We start from the raw sequence: 19,123 nt of genomic DNA, 5'->3' as shown, positions 1-19,123 counted from the left end.
TCAAACTTCGAAGAGCTCGATACTCTTGCTGTCTTCGGTCAACTTGACAATCGCTTTTTTCCGGTCTGAAGTACGACCGGCGTGACGGCCGAGGCGCTTCGGTTTGCCTTTTACCCGCATGGTGTTCACTTGGGCCACTTTGACGCCGAAGATCTTCTCGACTGCGTTTTTGATCTCGGTCTTGTTGGCCTTGAGATCCACTTCGAAGACATATTTGTTGTCTTCCATAAGGTCTGTGGTCTTCTCCGTCACCACCGGGCGCCGGATGATGTCGCGGGGATCCTTCATTTCCCGAGCACCTCCTCTATGCGTGACACCGCATCCCGGGTGATGATCAGTTTATCGTGGTTCAACACGTCCAGAACATTCAACCCCTGGGCATCAATAAACTTCACTCCGGGGATATTCCGTGCGGACAAGGCCACATTTTCGTCATACCCGCTGCCGACAACCAGCGCTTTGCGGTCTGCATGGAGGTTGGAGAGGACTTTCACCATCTCCTTGGTTTTCGGTTGCTCCAGAGTCAGTTGGTCCAGCACGACCAACTCATCCGCTTTCACCTTGGACGACAGCGCAGAGCGAATCGCCAGACGGCGAACTTTTTTCGGCAGTTTATAACTGTAGCTGCGGGGCGTCGGGCCGAAGGCCACACCACCGCCAACCCAGATCGGGGAACGGATGCTGCCGTGGCGGGCCCGCCCCGTCCCTTTCTGTTTCCAGGGCTTCCGTCCACCGCCCCGGACAGCGGCACGGTTTTTCACGGCATGGGTTCCGCGACGTTGGGATGCCTGTTGCATCACGACGGCATCGTGCAGAACCGATGTGTTGGGCTCAATTCCGAAGACGGAATCGGATAATTCCAACTCGCCCACCCGGCTGCCGTTCATATCCAGTACATTTACTTTCGGCATGTCGTCTCCTCCCTTCCCGTTGACGTTACTGTGCGGCCTTCACCGCAGATTTAATGACAACATAGCTGTTTTTCGGACCCGGGATCGATCCTTTGATCAAAAGCAAGTTTTTCTCCGGGTCCACTTTGACCACCTGCAGGTTTTGGATGGTCACTTTGTCGCCGCCCATGCGTCCGGGCAATTTGCGCCCCTTGAAGACACGTGCGGGATCGACAGCACCCAGAGAACCGGGGCCCCGATGGTAACGTGAACCGTGACTCATCGGACCACGGGCCTGATTGTGCCGTTTGATGGAACCGGCAAACCCTTTCCCCTTGGACGTGGCTGTGATATCCACCAGTTCACCCTCACTGAACAGGTCCGCTTTCAATTCCTGGCCCAATTCATAGTCGGCTGGATTCATCCCGCGAATCTCACGGACGAAGGCCTTGGGAGTAGTCCCCGCTTTTTTGGCATGGCCCGTCTCCGGACGGTTGGCCCGGTGTTCCTTTTTCTCACTGAAACCCAGTTGCACGGATTCGTAACCGTCCGTGTCCGCCTCTTTCTTCTGAAGAACGGAACACGGACCGGCATGGATCACCGTGACGGGGATGGCAGTGCCGTCTTCACCGAACACCTGGGTCATCCCCAATTTTTTACCGAGAATCCCTTTCACGTCGCACACCTCCTACCGGCTGGTCTATTTTGGATCAGAGTTTGATTTCGATGTCTACGCCGGACGGCAAGTCGAGTCGCATCAGCGCATCCACAGTTTGGGCCGTAGGATTGACGATGTCGATCAGCCGCTTGTGCGTGCGCATCTCGAACTGCTCCCGCGAATCCTTGTATTTGTGAACCGCGCGAAGGATCGTGTAGACAGCCCGTTCCGTCGGAAGCGGAATCGGTCCGGATACATCCGCCCCCGTCCGGTTGGCTGTATCGACGATCTTCTCCGCCGATTGATCCAACACACGGTGGTCGTAGGCCTTGAGGCGAATGCGAATCTTCTGCTTTGCCATTCATGCCCCTCCTTTTCGCTCATTTTTCAAATGAACTTGCTCCGTGGAAATTTCCCCACACCCCATGGCAAAGGGGCCGGGCGTGTCGGCAACCTTCCACATCATCGCCGTTCAAAACCAACATTCCCTATTATACGGAAACAGCCGACCCATTGCAAGAAAAAACCGGGATCCTCCCCGGTTTTTTCACCCTCTGTTCTGTTGGACAAAATAGCCGCCTAAACCAAGTATAAAGGCCACGAACCATTGCGTCAAAGGACTAAAGGTTTTTTCCATCTTCATTCCAGGCTGGACAGGATTCAAAGAGTCAATAAACAGGGCTTAATTTTCATCCCGAACCCTGAGAAATTCCCTCCAGATCATTCGTCCTCTAATGCAGGAGAATTGCGCAGGACGCTTCCGGTTGAGTTGAGGAGCAGGGAAAACCAGCTTGATGACCGTTGCTGCTCAGAACAACAGGAAGATTGCCAACCGCTTATCCAAACTCGACTAGAAGAATTATGAATAGTGTCGGTCGGGGTTGGGTTTCACATTTCGTTTTTGTTGTTCGCTGGCAAAATAACTCTATATGAAGCCAGACCATCCCGTCAACCGGGCTACAGGCGGCAACCATCCTCTTCGAATTGGAAATAGAGGTGGTAATGTTTTTGGCATCCCTCATTCCATCGGGAGCCACAACAGTTGCAACGATTCATTTGCAAATAGCGATGGATTGTATATTCGGTTCTGCAAACTCCACACAATATGGCAGCTTCACTAAATTCCTCTCTTTTCCATACCGTGACGGGATGATCCTCACACTCATCATGACATTTATAGCAGGGGTAATATTTGTTACAACATTTGAATTTAACAGCAACAATATCTTTCATCGTATGGTAATGTTTGCATCGGCCTTGCGAATCGACCACAGGCCCGTAAACGGTTATCATTTCTCCTTCCCCCTCCGGTACAGCCGGACTGCAACCTGAATCTTTGCCTTCATCTGTTCACAGATATTATCATGCCAAAAATACGGTGTCCTTTCCCGGCCGCGACCTTTGGAATGGGTCTTCGCATTTCACTTGTTTTGACGAGTCCAAGGGGTTCATGGGGAAACCCAACCCTCTGTGTCACCAAGCTTCCATGCACTCTCTTGCCCCGGGAGGGACCGTGCCTTTCTTCAGCCACTTGAATCCCGACACGGCAAAGAGGTCTTTGACCATCGGCTCATTCATCGACGAGGGGAGCATTTTTGGCTTCCTCGGGGATCATGATTTCATCGACTTCACCGGTCATCTTGGATGTGAATGTTTGAGACAGATCAGTGGAAACCCCGTCAACGAAAGGCAACACAACCTTCACATTCTTCTCGATTTGTGTCAATCGTTGGGTGGAGTCATCGATGGTCAGGATGAGTTCCAGATCGGAAAAGGTGACTTCCTCCGCCTTTACTTTATCATCCTCTCTCCAGTTATCCACCGCATATTGCATAAAGGGTTGAATATCGTCATGGTTTTCCAGCCGCAGAGTGAGTCGCCGGACACCCTCAGCCTGATTCATGCTCAGATCTTTTGCCCGTGCCCCCACCATTTCCAGCACTTCGACAGCATCCGTGTATTGTTTTTCCAAGCCCATCATACTGTGGATCTCCTCGGCGGAACCCTCTTTACGAAGCCAATCTCCCCGGGCCTTATCCTGCAGGTAGGCTGTTTCCCCATCCACGATCATCTTCAGCATGGTGTGATGACGCTGGTTGGAGAATTCAATTTTCACTTCGAAATCCGCGGCATAACGGGTGGATTCCTGATAGTCCACGGAACCACTGAAGGCCGTCAACCCATTTTCACTCTCACCGGGAATGTCCATCCGCTGTTCCCCACTCAACTCCCAACGATAGCCGGCCATTTTCTCCATCGCCTGTTTGGATTCTTCCAAAATCTCTGCCGCTGTTTTCTCCTTCTTCTTCATTACCTTCTCACCAGTCGATGTTCCCTCGTCACCTGCGGTGAAACCACTGGTAATCAAGGAGCAACCGGTGAGCAACCAAAAGGATAATAATATGATTCCCATCCGAAACCCACTCTTCATAACTTTTCCTCCTATAGATGAGATAAGAAGAACTCTCTTATTGATTACGGATGAGAAGTCCTGAAGTTTCATCCAGCAATTCTCCATAAAAAAACTCCCGCAATGCGGGAGTCTGATCCTCATTCGGAAGCAATCAAGCTAGAATGGAGGTTACGGAACCGGCGCCGACAGTGCGGCCGCCTTCACGGATGGTGAAGCGGGTACCGTCTTCGATGGCGATCGGGGCGATCAGTTCTACTTCCACTTCGATGTTATCCCCGGGCATCACCATTTCGGTACCTTCCGGCAACTTAATAACCCCGGTAATGTCGGTGGTGCGGAAGTAGAATTGGGGACGGTAACCGTTGAAGAAGGGGGTGTGACGACCACCTTCATCTTTGCTCAGGACATAGACCTGGGCTTTAAATTTGGTGTGGGGGTTCACACTGCCCGGTTTGGCCAGCACTTGACCACGCTGGATCTCATCCCGGTTCACCCCGCGAAGCAGGGCGCCGATGTTGTCGCCGGCTTCGGCTTGGTCCATCATCTTGCGGAACATTTCCACCCCGGTGACCACGGTTTTCTTGGTTTCTTCTTCGATCCCGACGATTTCCACCTCATCGGAGACCTTGATCACCCCGCGCTCCACACGACCGGTGGCCACGGTACCGCGACCGGTGATGGTGAAGACGTCTTCCACCGGCATCAGGAAGGGTTTGTCCTTATCCCGTTCCGGAGTCGGGACGTACTCGTCCACTTGAGCCATCAGTTCAAGGATCTTTTCTCCCCACTCGCTGTTCGGATCTTCTAAAGCTTTGAGGGCGGAACCGGACACGATCGGAATGTCGTCGCCGGGGAAATCGTACTCGGACAGCAGTTCACGAACTTCCATTTCCACCAGTTCCAGCAGTTCTTCGTCGTCGACTTGGTCCACTTTGTTCAGAAAGACCACGATGTATTCCACGCCGGACTGACGGGAGAGCAGGATGTGTTCCCGGGTTTGCGGCATCGGACCGTCAGCGGCGGACACAACCAGGATCGCACCGTCCATCTGGGCGGCACCGGTGATCATATTTTTCACATAGTCAGCGTGACCCGGGCAGTCCACGTGGGCATAGTGACGGTTTTCGGTTTCGTATTCCACGTGGGAGGTGGAGATGGTGATCCCCCGCTCTTTTTCTTCAGGAGCTTTGTCGATCTGGTCATAAGCGGTGGCGGTAGCGCCGCCCTTGGTCGACAGGATCGTGGTGATCGCAGCGGTCAGGGTGGTTTTGCCATGGTCCACATGACCGATGGTACCGATGTTCACGTGCGGTTTCGTACGTTCGAACTTCTCTTTGGCCATGACTCGAAATCCTCCTTTGGATCCTAATCATTGTTTGATGTATAAGGGAGAAAGCCGGGAAGCGGATATTCCGCTTCACAACCTTCTTCACCAAATGGGGGGCAACCGGCGGATTACTCCCCGGAAGCCTTGGAAATAATCTCTTCAGAGATGTTCTTCGGCACTTCTTCGTAGTGATCAAAGAACATGGAGTACACTCCTCGACCTTGCGTCCGGGAGCGCAGATTGGTGGCGTAACCGAACATCTCGGCCAACGGCACCATCGCCCGGATTACCTGGGCACCGCCACGGGCTTCCATCCCCTCGACCCGGCCGCGACGGGAGTTGATATCCCCCATCACATCGCCCATGTAGTCTTCCGGAACGGTTACTTCCACTTTCATGACAGGCTCCAGCAGAACCGGTTGACACTTGGACTTGGCCGCTTTCAGGGCCATGGACCCCGCAATCTTGAAGGCCATCTCGGAGGAGTCCACATCGTGGTAGGAACCATCGTACAAGGTGGCGCGGATGTCCACCATCGGATAACCTGCCAGCACCCCGTTTTGCAGAGCTTCTTCCACTCCGCTTTGGACGGCGGGGATATATTCCTTCGGCACGACACCGCCGACGATCTTGTTGACGAATTCGAAGCCGGCGCCTTCTTCCAAAGGCTCAAATTCGATCCAGACATGGCCGTACTGACCGCGTCCTCCGGACTGGCGAATAAATTTCCCTTCCACCTTGGCGGAAGAACGGAAGGTTTCACGGTAGGCCACCTGCGGGTTCCCCACATTGGCCTCCACCTTGAACTCCCGCTTCAGACGGTCGACGATCACGTCCAGATGGAGTTCACCCATTCCGGAAATAATGGTCTGACCGGTCTCTTCATTGGTTTCCGTCCGGAAGGTCGGATCCTCTTCCGCCAGCTTGGCAAGAGCCATCCCCAACTTATCCTGATCGCTCTTTGTTTTCGGTTCGATGGCGACGTCAATCACCGGTTCGGGGAAAACCATGGATTCCAAGATGATGGGATTTTTTTCATCACACAGGGTGTCACCGGTGCCGGTGTCTTTCAGACCGACGGCGGCGGCGATATCCCCCGCATAAACCGTTTTGATCTCTTCCCGGGAGTTGGCGTGCATCTGCAGAATCCGCCCGACGCGCTCCCGCTTCTCCTTCGTGGTGTTCAGCACGTAAGAACCGGAGTCCAGCGTACCGGAATACACCCGGAAGAAGGTCAGTTTACCCACATAAGGGTCAGTCATGATCTTGAAGGCCAGAGCGGAGAAGGGTTCGTTGTCGTCGGACTTCCGGTGGGCCTCGCTGCCGTCAGGCAGTTCCCCTTGAATCGGGGGAACGTCCAGCGGGGAGGGCATATAGTCGACAACGGCATCCAGCATCAGCTGAACCCCTTTGTTTTTGTAGGATGAGCCACAGAGGACGGGGATGATCTCCACGTTGACAACCCCTTTGCGGAGAGCTTTCTTCAGCTCCTCTTCCGTGGGCTCCTCCCCTTCCAAATACTTCATCATCAGGTCTTCATCCAGCTCGGCAATCGCTTCAATCATTTTGGTGCGGTACTCTTCGGCCTGTTCCTTGTACTCTTCCGGAATGTCCCGGGCTTCCGTCCGGGTGCCGAGATCATCCACATAAAAGTACGCCACGTTTTTGATCAGGTCGATGATCCCCTCAAAGGTATCCTCTTTCCCGATCGGCAACTGGATCGGAACTGCATTGGCCCCAAGCCGTTCACGCATCTGTTCGACCGCGCCGAAAAAGTCGGCCCCGACGATGTCCATCTTATTGATATAGGCGATTCGGGGGACCTTGTATTTATCCGCCTGACGCCAGACGGTTTCCGATTGAGGTTCCACGCCACCTTTGGCGCAGAAGACCCCGACCGACCCATCCAGCACGCGCAGGGACCGCTCCACTTCGACGGTGAAGTCCACGTGGCCGGGAGTGTCGATGATATTGATCCGATGACCTTTCCACTGGGCTGTGGTGGCGGCGGAGGTGATGGTAATCCCCCGTTCCTGTTCTTGCTCCATCCAGTCCATGGTGGCAGCGCCTTCGTGTGTTTCACCGATTTTGTGAACCCGGCCGGTATAGAACAAAATCCGTTCGGTCGTCGTGGTCTTACCGGCGTCGATATGAGCCATAATCCCGATGTTGCGCGTGTCATTCAAGGAAAATTCGCGTGCCATCGGATATGTCTCCTTTCATGTTGGCGAGAATGGGGAAGCCGAATTACCAGCGATAGTGGGCGAAGGCACGGTTGGCTTCCGCCATGCGGTGCATGTCTTCCTTCTTCTTGACGGCGGCACCGCTGTTGTTCGCTGCATCCAGCAATTCGTTGGCCAAGCGCTCCTGCATCGATTTTTCACCACGCAGGCGGGCGTAGTTCACCAACCAACGGAGCCCCAGGCTGGTTCGCCTCTCCGGCTTCACCTCCACCGGTACCTGGTAGTTGGCACCCCCTACTCGGCGGGCCCTCACTTCCAGGACCGGCATCACGTTTTTCATCGCTTGTTCAAACACTTCCATCGGATCCTTGCCGGAGCGTTCACGTACAAGATCGAAGGAATCATAGAGAATGCGTTGGGCCTTCCCTTTTTTTCCGTCGTACATCAATCGGTTGATCAAACGTGTGACCAACTTGCTGTTGTAGATCGGATCCGGCAGCACTTCTCTACGAGGTGCGGGTCCTTTTCGCGACAATCGTCTTCCCTCCTTTGGCTCGGTTGTATCGATCTATGATGTTATTTCTTGGGCCGTTTGCTGCCGTATTTGGATCGAGCTTGCATCCGGTCTTGCACACCGGAGGTGTCCAGTGCCCCCCGGACAATGTGATAGCGGACACCGGGAAGATCCTTCACCCGACCGCCGCGAACCAGCACCACAGAGTGCTCTTGCAAGTTATGACCGATTCCCGGAATGTAGGCGGAAACCTCGATGTTGTTGCTCAAGCGAACACGGGCCACCTTACGGAGTGCAGAGTTCGGCTTCTTCGGTGTGGTGGTGTAGACGCGGGTGCAGACACCACGCTTTTGCGGAGAGTTTTGCCGGGTCGATTTTTTCCGGAAGCTGTTGTAGCCATATTGAAGCGCCGGAGAGTCGGATTGGGATACTTTTCTTTTGCGACCTTTCCGGATCAACTGGTTGATTGTCGGCATCTCTTTCACCTCCTTGATTGAATCACTTTGAATTCAAGTCCACAGAACCAGGCGGATCATTTTGCGACACAAAATTGGAGGCCAACCCAAATACCGACCGCACCCGTATCAAACCGGCATGCGGTCAGTCTTTGGGATCTGGCTGTTCCAATTCTTATTCCAATATGGCGGCAGTCGCCGCGCCCACGTCGATCCCGCAGGCTTTTCCAAGTCCTTGCATCGAATCGACATAGCTGACGGCCACCCCATGGTTCCGGCAAATCTGGATCAGTGATTGCTTGAGTTCCTCGTCGGCATCTGTCGCAATCACCACTTCCCGAACCTTCCCCTGTTGGATCGCTTTTTTGGATTGCTTGGCTCCGATCAAGAGTGATTTTGCCTTCTTCACTTTATCATAAGACACACAAAACGCCCTCCAAAGTGAATTGACCCAAGCACACGACGATATATTATCACCTGAAACTGACATTGTCAACAAGTGGTGAAAGGCAGGTCCCCGGTAACTTTCAGGACCGGGACGCTTATTCCACCAAAACTGTGTCATCCGCGGTGCCCGGGGATTGGACGGTTGACAGCTCAAGATCCCCATCCACCTCCAGATCCCGGTAACGGGCTATTCCGGTTCCTGCAGGCACCAGTTTCCCAATGATGACATTCTCCTTGAGACCGAGGAGACAGTCCACCTTGCCCTTGATGGCCGCGTCGGTCAGCACGCGGGTGGTCTCCTGGAAAGAAGCCGCCGACAGGAAGGACTCCGTCTCCAGAGAGGCCTTGGTGATCCCGAGCAGAATCGGCCGTGCCACGGCTGGTTCCAGACCTTCGAGGAGCACTTTCCGGTTGGCTTCTTCATAATCATGCAGGTCGACAATGGAGCCTGGCAGGAGGTCGGTGTCTCCCGAATCGGTGATGCGTACCTTGCGCATCATCTGGCGGATCATCACCTCGACGTGTTTGTCGTTGATCTCCACTCCCTGCAGGCGGTACACCTTTTGTACTTCCTGGAGGATATACTCCTGCACGCCCCGAACCCCTTTGACCCGGAGCAAGTCCTTGGGATCAACGGAGCCTTCGGTCAGCTCATCCCCGGCTTCCACCCGGTCCCCTTCGCTCACCTTCAGCCGGGAGCCATAGGGAATTTGATAAGTTTTGGTCTCAACTTCACTCTCCACCTCGATCTCCCGACGATCCTTCACCTCGCGGATCTCTTTCACCGTTCCGAAGATCTCGGTAATAATGGACTGTCCTTTGGGATTCCGGGCCTCAAACAATTCCTGAATCCGGGGCAGACCTTGGGTGATATCATCCCCAGCCACACCACCGGTGTGGAAGGTCCGCATGGTCAACTGGGTCCCGGGCTCCCCGATGGACTGGGCCGCGATGATGCCCACCGCTTCCCCGATCTCCACATGGGTGCCCAAGGCCAGGTTGCGACCGTAACACATCCGGCAAACCCCGTGTTTGGTGCGACAACTGAGGACAGAACGGATAACCACTTTCTCCACACCGGCCTCCACGATCCGGCCCGCTTTTTCCTCATCGATCAGCTCGTTGCGATGGGCCAACACCTCACCGGTCTCTGGATGACGAACCGTTTCAAAAGCCATTCGACCCACAATCCGATCATACATCTCTTCGATCACTTCACCGCCGTCGGCGATCTTGCTGACTGCCAACCCTTTGTCGGTGCCACAGTCATCCTCCCGGACGATCACATCCTGGGCCACATCCACCAGGCGTCGGGTGAGATAGCCGGAGTCGGCGGTCCTCAAAGCCGTGTCGGCCAAACCTTTCCGGGCTCCGTGTGTGGAGATGAAGTATTCCAGCACCGTCAGCCCTTCACGGAAATTGGACTTGATCGGCAACTCGATGATCCGTCCCGCCGGGTTAGCCATCAGTCCGCGCATTCCGGCCAGCTGGGTGATCTGGGAGACGTTCCCCCGGGCACCGGAGTTGGCCATCATGTAGATCGGGTTGAATTTACCCAGTTTCTTCATCAGAACATCCGTGATATCGTCCTTGGCTTGGCTCCAGATCTGGATGACCCGTTCATAGCGCTCATCTTCGGTGATCAGACCGCGGCGATACTGTTTGAGGACCATCCCCACCTTGTCCTCCGCCTCGTCCAGGATCTTTTGTTTTTGTTCGGGAACCACCACATCGGAGACGGACATGGTGATCCCCGCCTTGGTGGAGAAAGAGTAACCCAAGGCTTTCATGTTGTCCATGAGCACTGAGGTTTCCTTGGTGCCGAAACGACGGAAGCTTTCAGAGATCAGGGAGCCCAGGAACCCTTTTTTGAGAGCCTCCTGTTCAGGCATACTCCTGATTTTTTCAGGGATGTTGACCCCTTTTTCATAAACGAAATACTTCTCCGGTGTCCCGTCCACCAGGTTGGCCCTGGAAGATTCGTTGATATAGGGAAAACTCGGGGGGAAGATTTCGTTGAAAATCAGCTTGCCAACCGTGGTCAGCAGTAAGGCTTTCTGTTGCTTGTCAGAAAAGCTCTCTTTGTTCAGGCTCTTCGCCGGAACGGCGATCCGGGTGTGGAGGCCGACTATCCCCTGGGTGTAGGCATTGATCGCTTCTCCCGGCCCGGTGAACACCCTTCCTTCCCCAGGCGCACCCGCCTTCTCCAGGGTCAGATAGTAACATCCCAGCACCATGTCCTGGGAAGGGGTGACCACAGGTTTCCCGTCTTTCGGGTTGAGAATGTTCTGGGCAGCCAGCATCAGCAGGCGCGCTTCCGCCTGGGCTTCCGCGGACAGTGGCACATGAACGGCCATCTGATCCCCGTCAAAGTCCGCATTGTAAGCCGTACAGACTAAAGGATGGAGACGGATGGCCCTCCCTTCCACCAGGGTCGGTTCAAAAGCCTGAATTCCCAGCCGGTGCAACGTCGGTGCCCGGTTCAGGAGCACCGGGTGTTCCTTGATGACCTCTTCCAATACATCCCACACTTCAGGATGAATCCGTTCCACTTTCCGCTTTGCACTTTTGATATTGTGGGCCAGACCCTTGGCCACAAGCTCCTTCATCACAAAGGGCTTGAACAGCTCCAAGGCCATCTCTTTGGGCAGACCGCACTGGTAGATTTTCAGATGGGGACCCACGACGATCACAGAACGGCCGGAGTAGTCCACCCGTTTCCCCAAAAGGTTTTGGCGGAAACGACCTTGTTTTCCTTTCAGCATATGGGAAAGGGACTTGAGCGGACGGTTTCCGGGTCCGGTGACCGGACGACCACGGCGCCCATTATCAATCAGGGAGTCGACGGCCTCCTGCAGCATCCGTTTCTCATTTTGCACGATGATATCAGGGGCACCCAGATCCAGAAGTCGTTTCAGCCGGTTATTCCGATTGATCACCCGACGGTACAAATCGTTCAGATCGGATGTGGCGAAACGTCCCCCATCCAATTGCACCATCGGTCGCAACTCCGGCGGAATGACGGGCAGTACATCCAGCACCATCCAATCCGGTTGGTTACCGGAGGAACGGAAAGCCTCCAATACTTCCAGCCGCTTGATCGCGCGACTGCGACGCTGTCCCTGAGCCGTGTGCATCTCCTCTTTCAGGATTTGCACTTCCTTGTTGATGTCGATCTCGGAAAGCAGCCGCTTGATCGCTTCTGCTCCCATCATCGCGGTGAAGGCATTTCCGTATTTTTCCCGGTAGTTACGGTACTCCTTCTCTGACAGGAGTTGCTTTTTCTCCAGGGGTGTGGCACCCGGATCCACCACTACGTAGGAGGCAAAGTAGATCACTTCCTCCAGGGAACGGGGAGACATATCCAACACCAACCCCATCCGACTGGGGATCCCCTTAAAGTACCAAATGTGGGACACCGGCGCGGCCAGTTCGATATGCCCCATCCGCTCCCGCCGCACTTTGGACCGTGTCACCTCTACACCGCAACGGTCACAGACGACCCCTTTGTAGCGGACACGTTTGTACTTTCCGCAGTGGCATTCCCAGTCCTTGGTGGGGCCGAAGATCTTTTCACAGAAAAGGCCTTCCTTCTCCGGCTTCAGAGTCCGGTAGTTGATCGTCTCCGGCTTTTTCACTTCGCCCCGGGACCAAGAGCGGATTTTATTCGGCGAGGCGAGACCGATTTTCATAAACTCGAAATTGTTGACGTCCAGCACTGGGCATTCCTCCCTCGGGATCATCCCGTATCAACCTGTCGGCGGGTGGTGATCCTTTGATGGCAAAACGCCTCTTTGATTGAGGCCGGGCAAACCGGTTACGAAGAAGACCGCTTCGCTTGATCCTGTTCCACAACCAGGCCCGCTCTTTCGTTGACCGGTTCGTCGTCCTCTGCGTAAAACTCCCTGATCTCTATCTCTTCCTGGTTTCTCCCCATCAACTTGACATCCATACCAAGGCTCTGCAATTCCTTGATCAGAACCTTAAAGGAAGCGGGGACACCAGGTTCAGGGACATTCTCACCCTTGACAATGGATTCGTAGGTTTTCACGCGCCCGATTTCATCGTCGGACTTGACCGTCAGAATCTCCTGCAAGGTGTAGGCTGCACCGTAGGCTTCCAGCGCCCATACTTCCATCTCTCCAAAACGTTGTCCACCGAACTGAGCCTTCCCGCCCAGAGGTTGTTGTGTAACCAGAGAGTAAGGTCCGGTAGAGCGGGCATGGATCTTATCATCCACCATGTGAGCCAGCTTGATCATGTACATCACGCCCACAGTCACCCGGTTTTCAAAGGGCTCACCGGTCCGGCCGTCATGGAGGATCGTCTTTCCATCCGGATCCAGACCCGCTTCTTCCAATGCATCGAACACATCCAGTTCTGACGCTCCGTCGAAGACGGGGGTCGCCATATAAAGCCCCATCTGCCGTGCCGCCATCCCCAGATGCACCTCCAGCACCTGCCCAATATTCATCCGGGAAGGAACACCCAGGGGGTTCAGCACCACTTCCACCGGTGTTCCGTCAGGAAGGAAGGGCATATCCTCCTCAGGCAGCACCCGGGCGATCACCCCTTTGTTTCCGTGGCGACCGGCCATCTTGTCCCCTTCGGAAATCTTCCGCTTCTGGGCGATGTAGACACGAACCAGTTGGTTGACACCCGGGGGAAGTTCATCCCCGTTTTCCCGTTCAAACACTTTTACGTCGACGACGATTCCATCAGTCCCATGGGGGACTCGAAGTGAGGTGTCCCGTACCTCCCGGGCCTTCTCCCCGAAGATAGCATGCAGGAGTCGCTCCTCTGCCGTCAGCTCGGTGACCCCCTTGGGAGTCACTTTCCCCACCAGGATATCGCCGGCCTTGATTTCCGCACCGATGCGGATGATTCCGCGTTCGTCCAGATTTTTCAGGGCATCTTCCCCCACGTTGGGAATATCACGGGTGATCTCCTCCGGCCCCAGTTTGGTGTCCCTGGCCTCGGATTCGTACTCCTCGATGTGAACCGAGGTGTAAACATCTTCTTTGACCAGACGTTCGGACAGGAGGATCGCATCCTCGTAGTTGTATCCTTCCCAGGTCATGAATGCCACCAGGACGTTCCGTCCCAGGGCCATTTCCCCGTTATCGGTCGAGGGACCGTCAGCCAAGGTGTCCCCTTTTTCCACCCGTTCACCGACGCGAACGATCGGGCGTTGGTTGATGCTGGTCCCCTGGTTGGATCGGATGTACTTGTGCAGTCTGTATTTATCCAGGTCCCCGCGCACCATCCGGCCATCCACTTCCTCCTCGTGGCGGACCCAGATTTCATCGGCGGATACCCGTTCCACCACACCCGGCCGTTTGGCCAGGACCATGACGCCGGAATCCCTGGCAGCCTTGTATTCCATCCCCGTACCGATGTAGGGAGCTTCCGGTTGCAGGAGAGGAACGGCTTGCCGCTGCATGTTGGATCCCATGAGAGCCCGGTTGGAGTCATCGTTCTCCAAGAAGGGGATACAGGCCGTGGCCACGGATACCACCTGTTTCGGGGAGACGTCCATATAGTCGACCCGCTCCCGGGGAACGGGGATGATCTCCTCCTTGTACCGTGTCACCACCTGTTCGCTTACGAAGCGTCCCTCTTCGTCCAACTCGGCATTGGCCTGCGCCACATAATAATTGTCCTCTTCATCTGCTGTCAGGTAAGTAATCTCATCCGTCACCCGGTTGGTTTCGGGATCCACTCTCCGGTAGGGCGTTTCAATAAAACCGTATTCATTGATCCGGGCAAAAGAAGACAGCGAGTTGATCAACCCGATATTGGGGCCTTCCGGTGTCTCGATAGGACACATGCGACCATAGTGAGAGTGGTGAACGTCCCGGACCTCAAACCCGGCCCGCTCCCGGGTCAGCCCTCCGGGTCCGAGGGCGGACAGACGCCGCTTGTGGGTCAATTCCGCCAAGGGGTTGGTCTGATCCATAAACTGGGACAATTGACTGCTCCCGAAAAACTCCTTGATCGAAGCGATCACCGGTCGGATGTTGATCAGAGCCTGAGGCGTGATCGCATTCGCGTCTTGAATCGACATCCGTTCCCGGACCACCCGCTCCATCCGGGAGAGGCCGATCCGAAACTGGTTTTGAAGCAGTTCGCCCACAGAACGGAGACGCCGGTTCCCCAAGTGGTCGATGTCATCGGTATTGCCCACCCCATGGAGGAGGTTGATGAAATAGTTGATGGAAGCGATGATATCCTCCGGGGTGATATTCTTCACACTTTTGTCGATCCGACCGTTGGAGATCACCTCAATCACTTTTCCATCCTCAACAGGAGAGAAAATCTTCAGGGATTGCAGGCGGATCAAGCCGTCTTCCGGCACCCCTCCGCGAACCGAGTACTCCGACCATCCGATCCCTCCCTCTTTTTCAAGGTAGGGAAGCATCCGTTCCAGCAACCGACGATCCACGGTCTGGCCCGCTTCGGCGATGATCTCCCCCGTCTCGGGATCGACCACAGTTTCGGCCAGACGCTGGTTTAGCAGCCGATTCTTGATGTGCAGTTTCTTATTGATCTTGTATCGTCCCACATTGGCCAAGTCGTAGCGCTTCGGGTCAAAGAAGCGGGAAAACAACAAGCTACGGGCATTGTCCGCCGTGGGTGGTTCACCAGGGCGCAGACGCTCGTAGATTTCAATCAAGGCTTTCTCGGTGTTGGTGGTGTTGTCCTTGTCCAGTGTGTTGCGGACGTACTCGTCATCCCCCAGAAGATCCAAGATTTCGGCATCGCTGGAATAACCGAGAGCACGCAAAAGGACCGTCACCGGAATTTTCCGTGTGCGATCGATCCGCACATAGATAATGTCCTTGGCGTCGGTTTCAAACTCCAGCCACGCCCCTCGGTTGGGAATGACCGTGGCAGTAAAAGTGGGTTTCCCGTTTTTGTCGACTTTGCTATTATAGTAAACACTGGGCGAGCGAACCAACTGACTGACGATAACCCGCTCCGCACCATTGATAATGAAGGTACCCGTGTCTGTCATCAACGGGAAATCTCCCATAAAGACTTCCTGCTCTTTCACTTCGCCGGTCTCTTTGTTGATCAGGCGCACCTTCACCCGCAAAGGCGCGGCATAGGTGACATCCCGCTCTCTGGATTCATCGACGGAGTACTTCGGCTCTTCCAAAGAGTAATCGATAAACTCCAAAACCAGATTGCCGGTGAAGTCTTCGATGGGCGAAATATCCTCAAACATCTCCTTCAAACCTTCATCCAGAAACCACTGGTAGGACTGTTGCTGGATTTCGATCAGGTTGGGCAGTTCGAGCACCTCGTTGATCCTTGCATAACTGCGCCGCTTTCGCCGACCGTATTGGACTAATTTACCCGCCAAACGAGCTCCCCCCTCGAACCCAGTCGATTGGTTCACGACCCCCTGCAGGGTCGCCTCCATACATATCCATCCACTATCCAACATCCACCCTCACTCTCAGGACTGTCTCCAAGGGACTTTCCTGAATCCACTCCGATTATTCCTATATAAACCATCCAATGGTGTCTCTTTTTTCCAACCATATGGTCTATTTTCATAGCGTAGCCAAAAACTTCCTTGTATATTCATGACAAAAACTCCCTTAGCTGTCGAATCCCTACATTCCACAAGCAGTGGGATAGCATTATAAAACGATATCACAGGCCTATACCCGTGTCAATGATTTTTATGCAATTGATTTCCGGGCATGAAGGATCCAGTAGCCCTTTTTCTTCTCCACAATCTCCACTTCGGCAAACCGGGTATCCAGTTCCTTCTTGGCCGAAGCACCACCCTGTTGTTTGCGGATGACAACCCAGAGCGACCCGCCCGGCAACAACTTGTCATATGACTCTGCGAACAATCGGTAGACCGTCTTCTTGCCAGTGCGGATGGGAGGATTGGTCAGGACGGAATCGAATCGCCGATTTCCGAGGGATGACAAACCATCACTCTCCAGGATTTCCACATGATTGGAAACCCCGTTGCGTTCGGCGTTTCGCCGTGCCAGTTCCAATGCTCTCCGGTTGAGGTCCACCATCGTGACCCGACAGCCAGGTGCAAAGGCGGAACAGGCAATCCCCACCGGACCGTATCCACACCCGAGATCCAGGATCTCCCCCCGTCCAGGTAGTTCGGCTGTTTCTATCAAGAGCCGGGAACCATAGTCGACCCCTTTTTTTGAAAAAACACCGGCGTCAACCAGAAAGCGAAAGGTCTTCCCGCGCAGAAGAGCGGTGATTTCCCGTTCATCCCTGGCAACACCGGGTTCTTTGGAAAAGTAGTGGTCTGTCATCCACATTCACCTCGTATAATGAAAACCCGCCGGCAATCAGCCGGCGGGTCCGGCATTTCAGGTGGATTTACTTCAGCTCCACCGTAGCACCGGCTTCTTCCAGTTTCGACTTGATTTCCTCGGCTTCCTCCTTGGAGGCGCCTTCTTTGACCGGGGCCGGGGCACCGTCCACCAGCGCCTTGGCTTCTTTCAGACCCAGACCGGTGATTCCCCGGACAGCCTTGATAACGTTGATTTTGGAGGATCCGGCGGCAGCAAGGATCACGTCAAATTCGGACTTCTCCTCGGCAGCTTCCCCAGCTCCGGCAGCTCCGGCCACAGCGACGGGAGCGGCGGCAGTGACACCGAACTCTTCTTCGATCGCTTTTACCAAGTCGTTCAATTCAAGCACGCTCATGCCTTTGATGGCCTCAAGAATTTCCTCTTTACTCATGATGGTACCTCCTGACAGGTATATTTTTTACGGAATCCCCGCGACGGGGAGAATGTCACAACACAAGCCTCAAGCTTCGACGCTTTCGCCTTCGCCATCCTTGTCGGCCACCGCTTTGACGGCCAGGGCGAAATTGCGCATCGGCGCCTGCAGCACAGACAGAAGCATGGACAGAAGACCTTCCCGGGAAGGCAGTTCAGCCAGTTCCTTAATCTCGTCCAAGCTGACCACACGCCCTTCGACCACTCCGCCCTTGATCTCCAGCTCTGTGTTCTCCTTGGCGAACTTGTGCAGAACCTTGGCAGGTGCCACCACGTCATCATTGGAGAAGGCGATGGCCGTCGGCCCCACCAGTTTGTCATCCAGTTCGGTCAGGTTCGTCTGGGCCGTGGCCCGCCGGGTCATGGTGTTTTTCAACACCTGATAGTCCACACCCGCCTCCCGGAGTTGCTTCCTCAATTCGGTCAGCTGGGAGACGTTGAGGCCGCGGTAATCCGTCAGGATCGTCGCTTTGCTCCGGGTCAGTTTGTCGGCGATTTCAGCCACAACCTGCTTCTTTTTTTCAATTGCCGTGGACATGGGATCCACCTCCTCAAATAAAGTGCCGCCGTAAACGAAAAGGCCTTCGCAGACAGACGAAGGCCGGGAACAAACCCATCCCGCAGGACGGACGCATGTTCATACCTCGGCAGGATATTTAAGCACCTGTTCCGGTGCCCCGGCTGTCTACGGCAGAATCTGATTCAATTGTGACAGAATGCTTGATGTTACTGTCGGACGATCAGTGTCCGGCGAAAGGGGAAGTGTTGACAGCGACTCCCGGCCCCATGGTGGAAGAGACAGTGGCGCTCTTCATGTATTGGCCCTTGGCGGCTGCCGGCTTGGCCTTGATCAAGGTGTCGATCAAAGCCTGGAAGTTCTCGGCCAATTTCTGGGTGTCAAAGGAGACCTTGCCGATCGGGGCGTGGACGTTGCCAGCCTTGTCGGCACGGTATTCGATTTTACCTGCCTTCACTTCTTCGACAGCCTTGGCCACTTCAAAGGTGACGGTCCCGGTTTTCGGGTTGGGCATCAGTCCGCGGGGCCCCAGGATCCGGCCCAGCTTACCCACCTGCCCCATCATGTCAGGGGTGGCGATGACCACATCAAAGTCCAGCCAGCCTTGGCTCACTTTGTTGACCAGATCTTCCTCGCCGACAAAATCGGCACCGGCCTGCTCAGCCTCCCTGGCTTTCTCCCCTTTGGCGAAAACGAGAACCCGCTTGGTTTTACCGGTTCCATGGGGCAACACCACTGCACCGCGAACTTGCTGATCCGCACGCTTGGTGTCCACACCCAACCGGAAAGCGGCTTCGACGGTTTCGTCAAATTTGGCGGGGGCCACCTCTTTCACCAGTCGAAGTGCCTCTTCCAGTTCGTAAGCTTGTTCCCGGTCGATTTTCTTCAGTGCATCCTGATACTTCTTGCCATGTTTAGCCACGGTGTTTCCTCCCTTCGTGG

At 54.8% G+C, this 19,123-nt stretch carries 17 protein-coding genes and 1 other annotated feature; all 17 genes read right to left on the bottom strand.

Annotation, left to right across the window (positions count from 1 at the left end):
* The 17 genes from rplW to rplA all read right to left on the bottom strand — a co-directional run bounded on the left by rplW (position 1) and on the right by rplA (position 19,103).
* Positions 1–288 (bottom strand): 50S ribosomal protein L23, encoded by a 288-nt coding sequence (rplW, locus tag IEV46_RS14125; RefSeq protein ID WP_188433195.1) that lies wholly within the window; start codon positions 286–288, stop codon positions 1–3.
* Positions 285–911, bottom strand: a complete 627-nt coding sequence (rplD, locus tag IEV46_RS14120) for a 50S ribosomal protein L4 (protein ID WP_188433194.1) — start codon at positions 909–911, stop codon at positions 285–287. The genes rplW and rplD overlap by 4 nt, the downstream gene beginning before the upstream one ends.
* A gap of 25 nt (positions 912–936) precedes the next feature.
* Positions 937–1,566: a 50S ribosomal protein L3 gene (gene rplC, locus IEV46_RS14115; RefSeq protein ID WP_188433193.1), complete on the bottom strand. Its 630-nt coding sequence runs from the start codon at positions 1,564–1,566 to the stop codon at positions 937–939.
* 34 nt (positions 1,567–1,600) lie between these two features.
* Positions 1,601–1,909, bottom strand: coding sequence for a 30S ribosomal protein S10 (rpsJ, locus tag IEV46_RS14110; protein ID WP_009710910.1), 309 nt, complete (start codon positions 1,907–1,909; stop codon positions 1,601–1,603).
* A 596-nt stretch (positions 1,910–2,505) separates the two neighbouring features.
* On the bottom strand, positions 2,506–2,841 hold the full coding sequence (locus tag IEV46_RS14105; RefSeq protein WP_188433192.1) for a CHY zinc finger protein: 336 nt from the start codon (positions 2,839–2,841) through the stop codon (positions 2,506–2,508).
* Between the two features lie 277 nt (positions 2,842–3,118).
* On the bottom strand, positions 3,119–3,979 hold the full coding sequence (locus IEV46_RS14100) for a DUF6612 family protein (RefSeq protein ID WP_188433191.1): 861 nt from the start codon (positions 3,977–3,979) through the stop codon (positions 3,119–3,121).
* 133 nt (positions 3,980–4,112) lie between these two features.
* On the bottom strand, positions 4,113–5,303 hold the full coding sequence (tuf, locus tag IEV46_RS14095; protein WP_188433190.1) for an elongation factor Tu: 1,191 nt from the start codon (positions 5,301–5,303) through the stop codon (positions 4,113–4,115).
* 113 nt (positions 5,304–5,416) lie between these two features.
* On the bottom strand, positions 5,417–7,492 hold the full coding sequence (gene fusA, locus IEV46_RS14090) for an elongation factor G (protein WP_188433189.1): 2,076 nt from the start codon (positions 7,490–7,492) through the stop codon (positions 5,417–5,419).
* A 43-nt stretch (positions 7,493–7,535) separates the two neighbouring features.
* The gene (rpsG, locus tag IEV46_RS14085; RefSeq protein WP_188433188.1) at positions 7,536–8,006 is read right to left on the bottom strand and encodes a 30S ribosomal protein S7; all 471 of its coding nucleotides are present in this window, start codon (positions 8,004–8,006) and stop codon (positions 7,536–7,538) included.
* Positions 8,007–8,047: 41 nt separating this feature from the next.
* The gene (rpsL, locus tag IEV46_RS14080; RefSeq protein ID WP_188433187.1) at positions 8,048–8,461 is read right to left on the bottom strand and encodes a 30S ribosomal protein S12; all 414 of its coding nucleotides are present in this window, start codon (positions 8,459–8,461) and stop codon (positions 8,048–8,050) included.
* Positions 8,462–8,615: 154 nt separating this feature from the next.
* Entirely contained in the window at positions 8,616–8,864 is a 249-nt protein-coding gene (locus tag IEV46_RS14075) for a ribosomal L7Ae/L30e/S12e/Gadd45 family protein (protein WP_188433186.1), read from the bottom strand.
* 118 nt (positions 8,865–8,982) lie between these two features.
* Complete coding sequence (gene rpoC, locus IEV46_RS14070; protein WP_188433185.1) at positions 8,983–12,606, bottom strand: DNA-directed RNA polymerase subunit beta'; 3,624 nt, start codon at positions 12,604–12,606, stop codon at positions 8,983–8,985.
* A 98-nt stretch (positions 12,607–12,704) separates the two neighbouring features.
* On the bottom strand, positions 12,705–16,256 hold the full coding sequence (gene rpoB, locus IEV46_RS14065; protein ID WP_188433184.1) for a DNA-directed RNA polymerase subunit beta: 3,552 nt from the start codon (positions 16,254–16,256) through the stop codon (positions 12,705–12,707).
* 325 nt (positions 16,257–16,581) lie between these two features.
* The gene (locus tag IEV46_RS14060) at positions 16,582–17,190 is read right to left on the bottom strand and encodes a class I SAM-dependent methyltransferase (RefSeq protein WP_188433183.1); all 609 of its coding nucleotides are present in this window, start codon (positions 17,188–17,190) and stop codon (positions 16,582–16,584) included.
* A 67-nt stretch (positions 17,191–17,257) separates the two neighbouring features.
* A complete protein-coding gene (gene rplL / locus IEV46_RS14055) occupies positions 17,258–17,623 on the bottom strand; it encodes a 50S ribosomal protein L7/L12 (RefSeq protein WP_188433182.1) in 366 nt (121 codons plus the stop codon).
* 69 nt (positions 17,624–17,692) lie between these two features.
* Positions 17,693–18,202 (bottom strand): 50S ribosomal protein L10, encoded by a 510-nt coding sequence (gene rplJ / locus IEV46_RS14050; RefSeq protein ID WP_188433181.1) that lies wholly within the window; start codon positions 18,200–18,202, stop codon positions 17,693–17,695.
* 26 nt (positions 18,203–18,228) lie between these two features.
* Positions 18,229–18,373: a sequence feature (ribosomal protein L10 leader region), on the bottom strand.
* A 31-nt stretch (positions 18,374–18,404) separates the two neighbouring features.
* Complete coding sequence (gene rplA, locus IEV46_RS14045; protein ID WP_188433238.1) at positions 18,405–19,103, bottom strand: 50S ribosomal protein L1; 699 nt, start codon at positions 19,101–19,103, stop codon at positions 18,405–18,407.
* Positions 19,104–19,123: the final 20 nt, after the last annotated feature.

The organism is Kroppenstedtia guangzhouensis (genome assembly GCF_014637345.1).
GTDB classification, from domain to species: Bacteria; Bacillota; Bacilli; order Thermoactinomycetales; family DSM-45169; genus Kroppenstedtia; species Kroppenstedtia guangzhouensis.
This window is presented reverse-complemented; position numbering and strand designations above follow the sequence as displayed.

Excerpts from the sequence above, each read along its gene's own strand:
- rplW (WP_188433195.1), bottom strand. The coding sequence starts at position 288 with ATGAAGGATCCCCGCGACATCATCCGGCGCCCGGTGGTGACGGAGAAG.
- rplD (WP_188433194.1), bottom strand. The coding sequence starts at position 911 with ATGCCGAAAGTAAATGTACTGGATATGAACGGCAGCCGGGTGGGCGAG.
- rpsJ (WP_009710910.1), bottom strand. The coding sequence starts at position 1,909 with ATGGCAAAGCAGAAGATTCGCATTCGCCTCAAGGCCTACGACCACCGT.
- IEV46_RS14105 (WP_188433192.1), bottom strand. The coding sequence starts at position 2,841 with ATGATAACCGTTTACGGGCCTGTGGTCGATTCGCAAGGCCGATGCAAA.
- IEV46_RS14100 (WP_188433191.1), bottom strand. The coding sequence starts at position 3,979 with ATGAAGAGTGGGTTTCGGATGGGAATCATATTATTATCCTTTTGGTTG.
- tuf (WP_188433190.1), bottom strand. The coding sequence starts at position 5,303 with ATGGCCAAAGAGAAGTTCGAACGTACGAAACCGCACGTGAACATCGGT.
- fusA (WP_188433189.1), bottom strand. The coding sequence starts at position 7,492 with ATGGCACGCGAATTTTCCTTGAATGACACGCGCAACATCGGGATTATG.
- rpsL (WP_188433187.1), bottom strand. The coding sequence starts at position 8,461 with ATGCCGACAATCAACCAGTTGATCCGGAAAGGTCGCAAAAGAAAAGTA.
- IEV46_RS14060 (WP_188433183.1), bottom strand. The coding sequence starts at position 17,190 with ATGACAGACCACTACTTTTCCAAAGAACCCGGTGTTGCCAGGGATGAA.
- rplL (WP_188433182.1), bottom strand. The coding sequence starts at position 17,623 with ATGAGTAAAGAGGAAATTCTTGAGGCCATCAAAGGCATGAGCGTGCTT.
- rplJ (WP_188433181.1), bottom strand. The coding sequence starts at position 18,202 with ATGTCCACGGCAATTGAAAAAAAGAAGCAGGTTGTGGCTGAAATCGCC.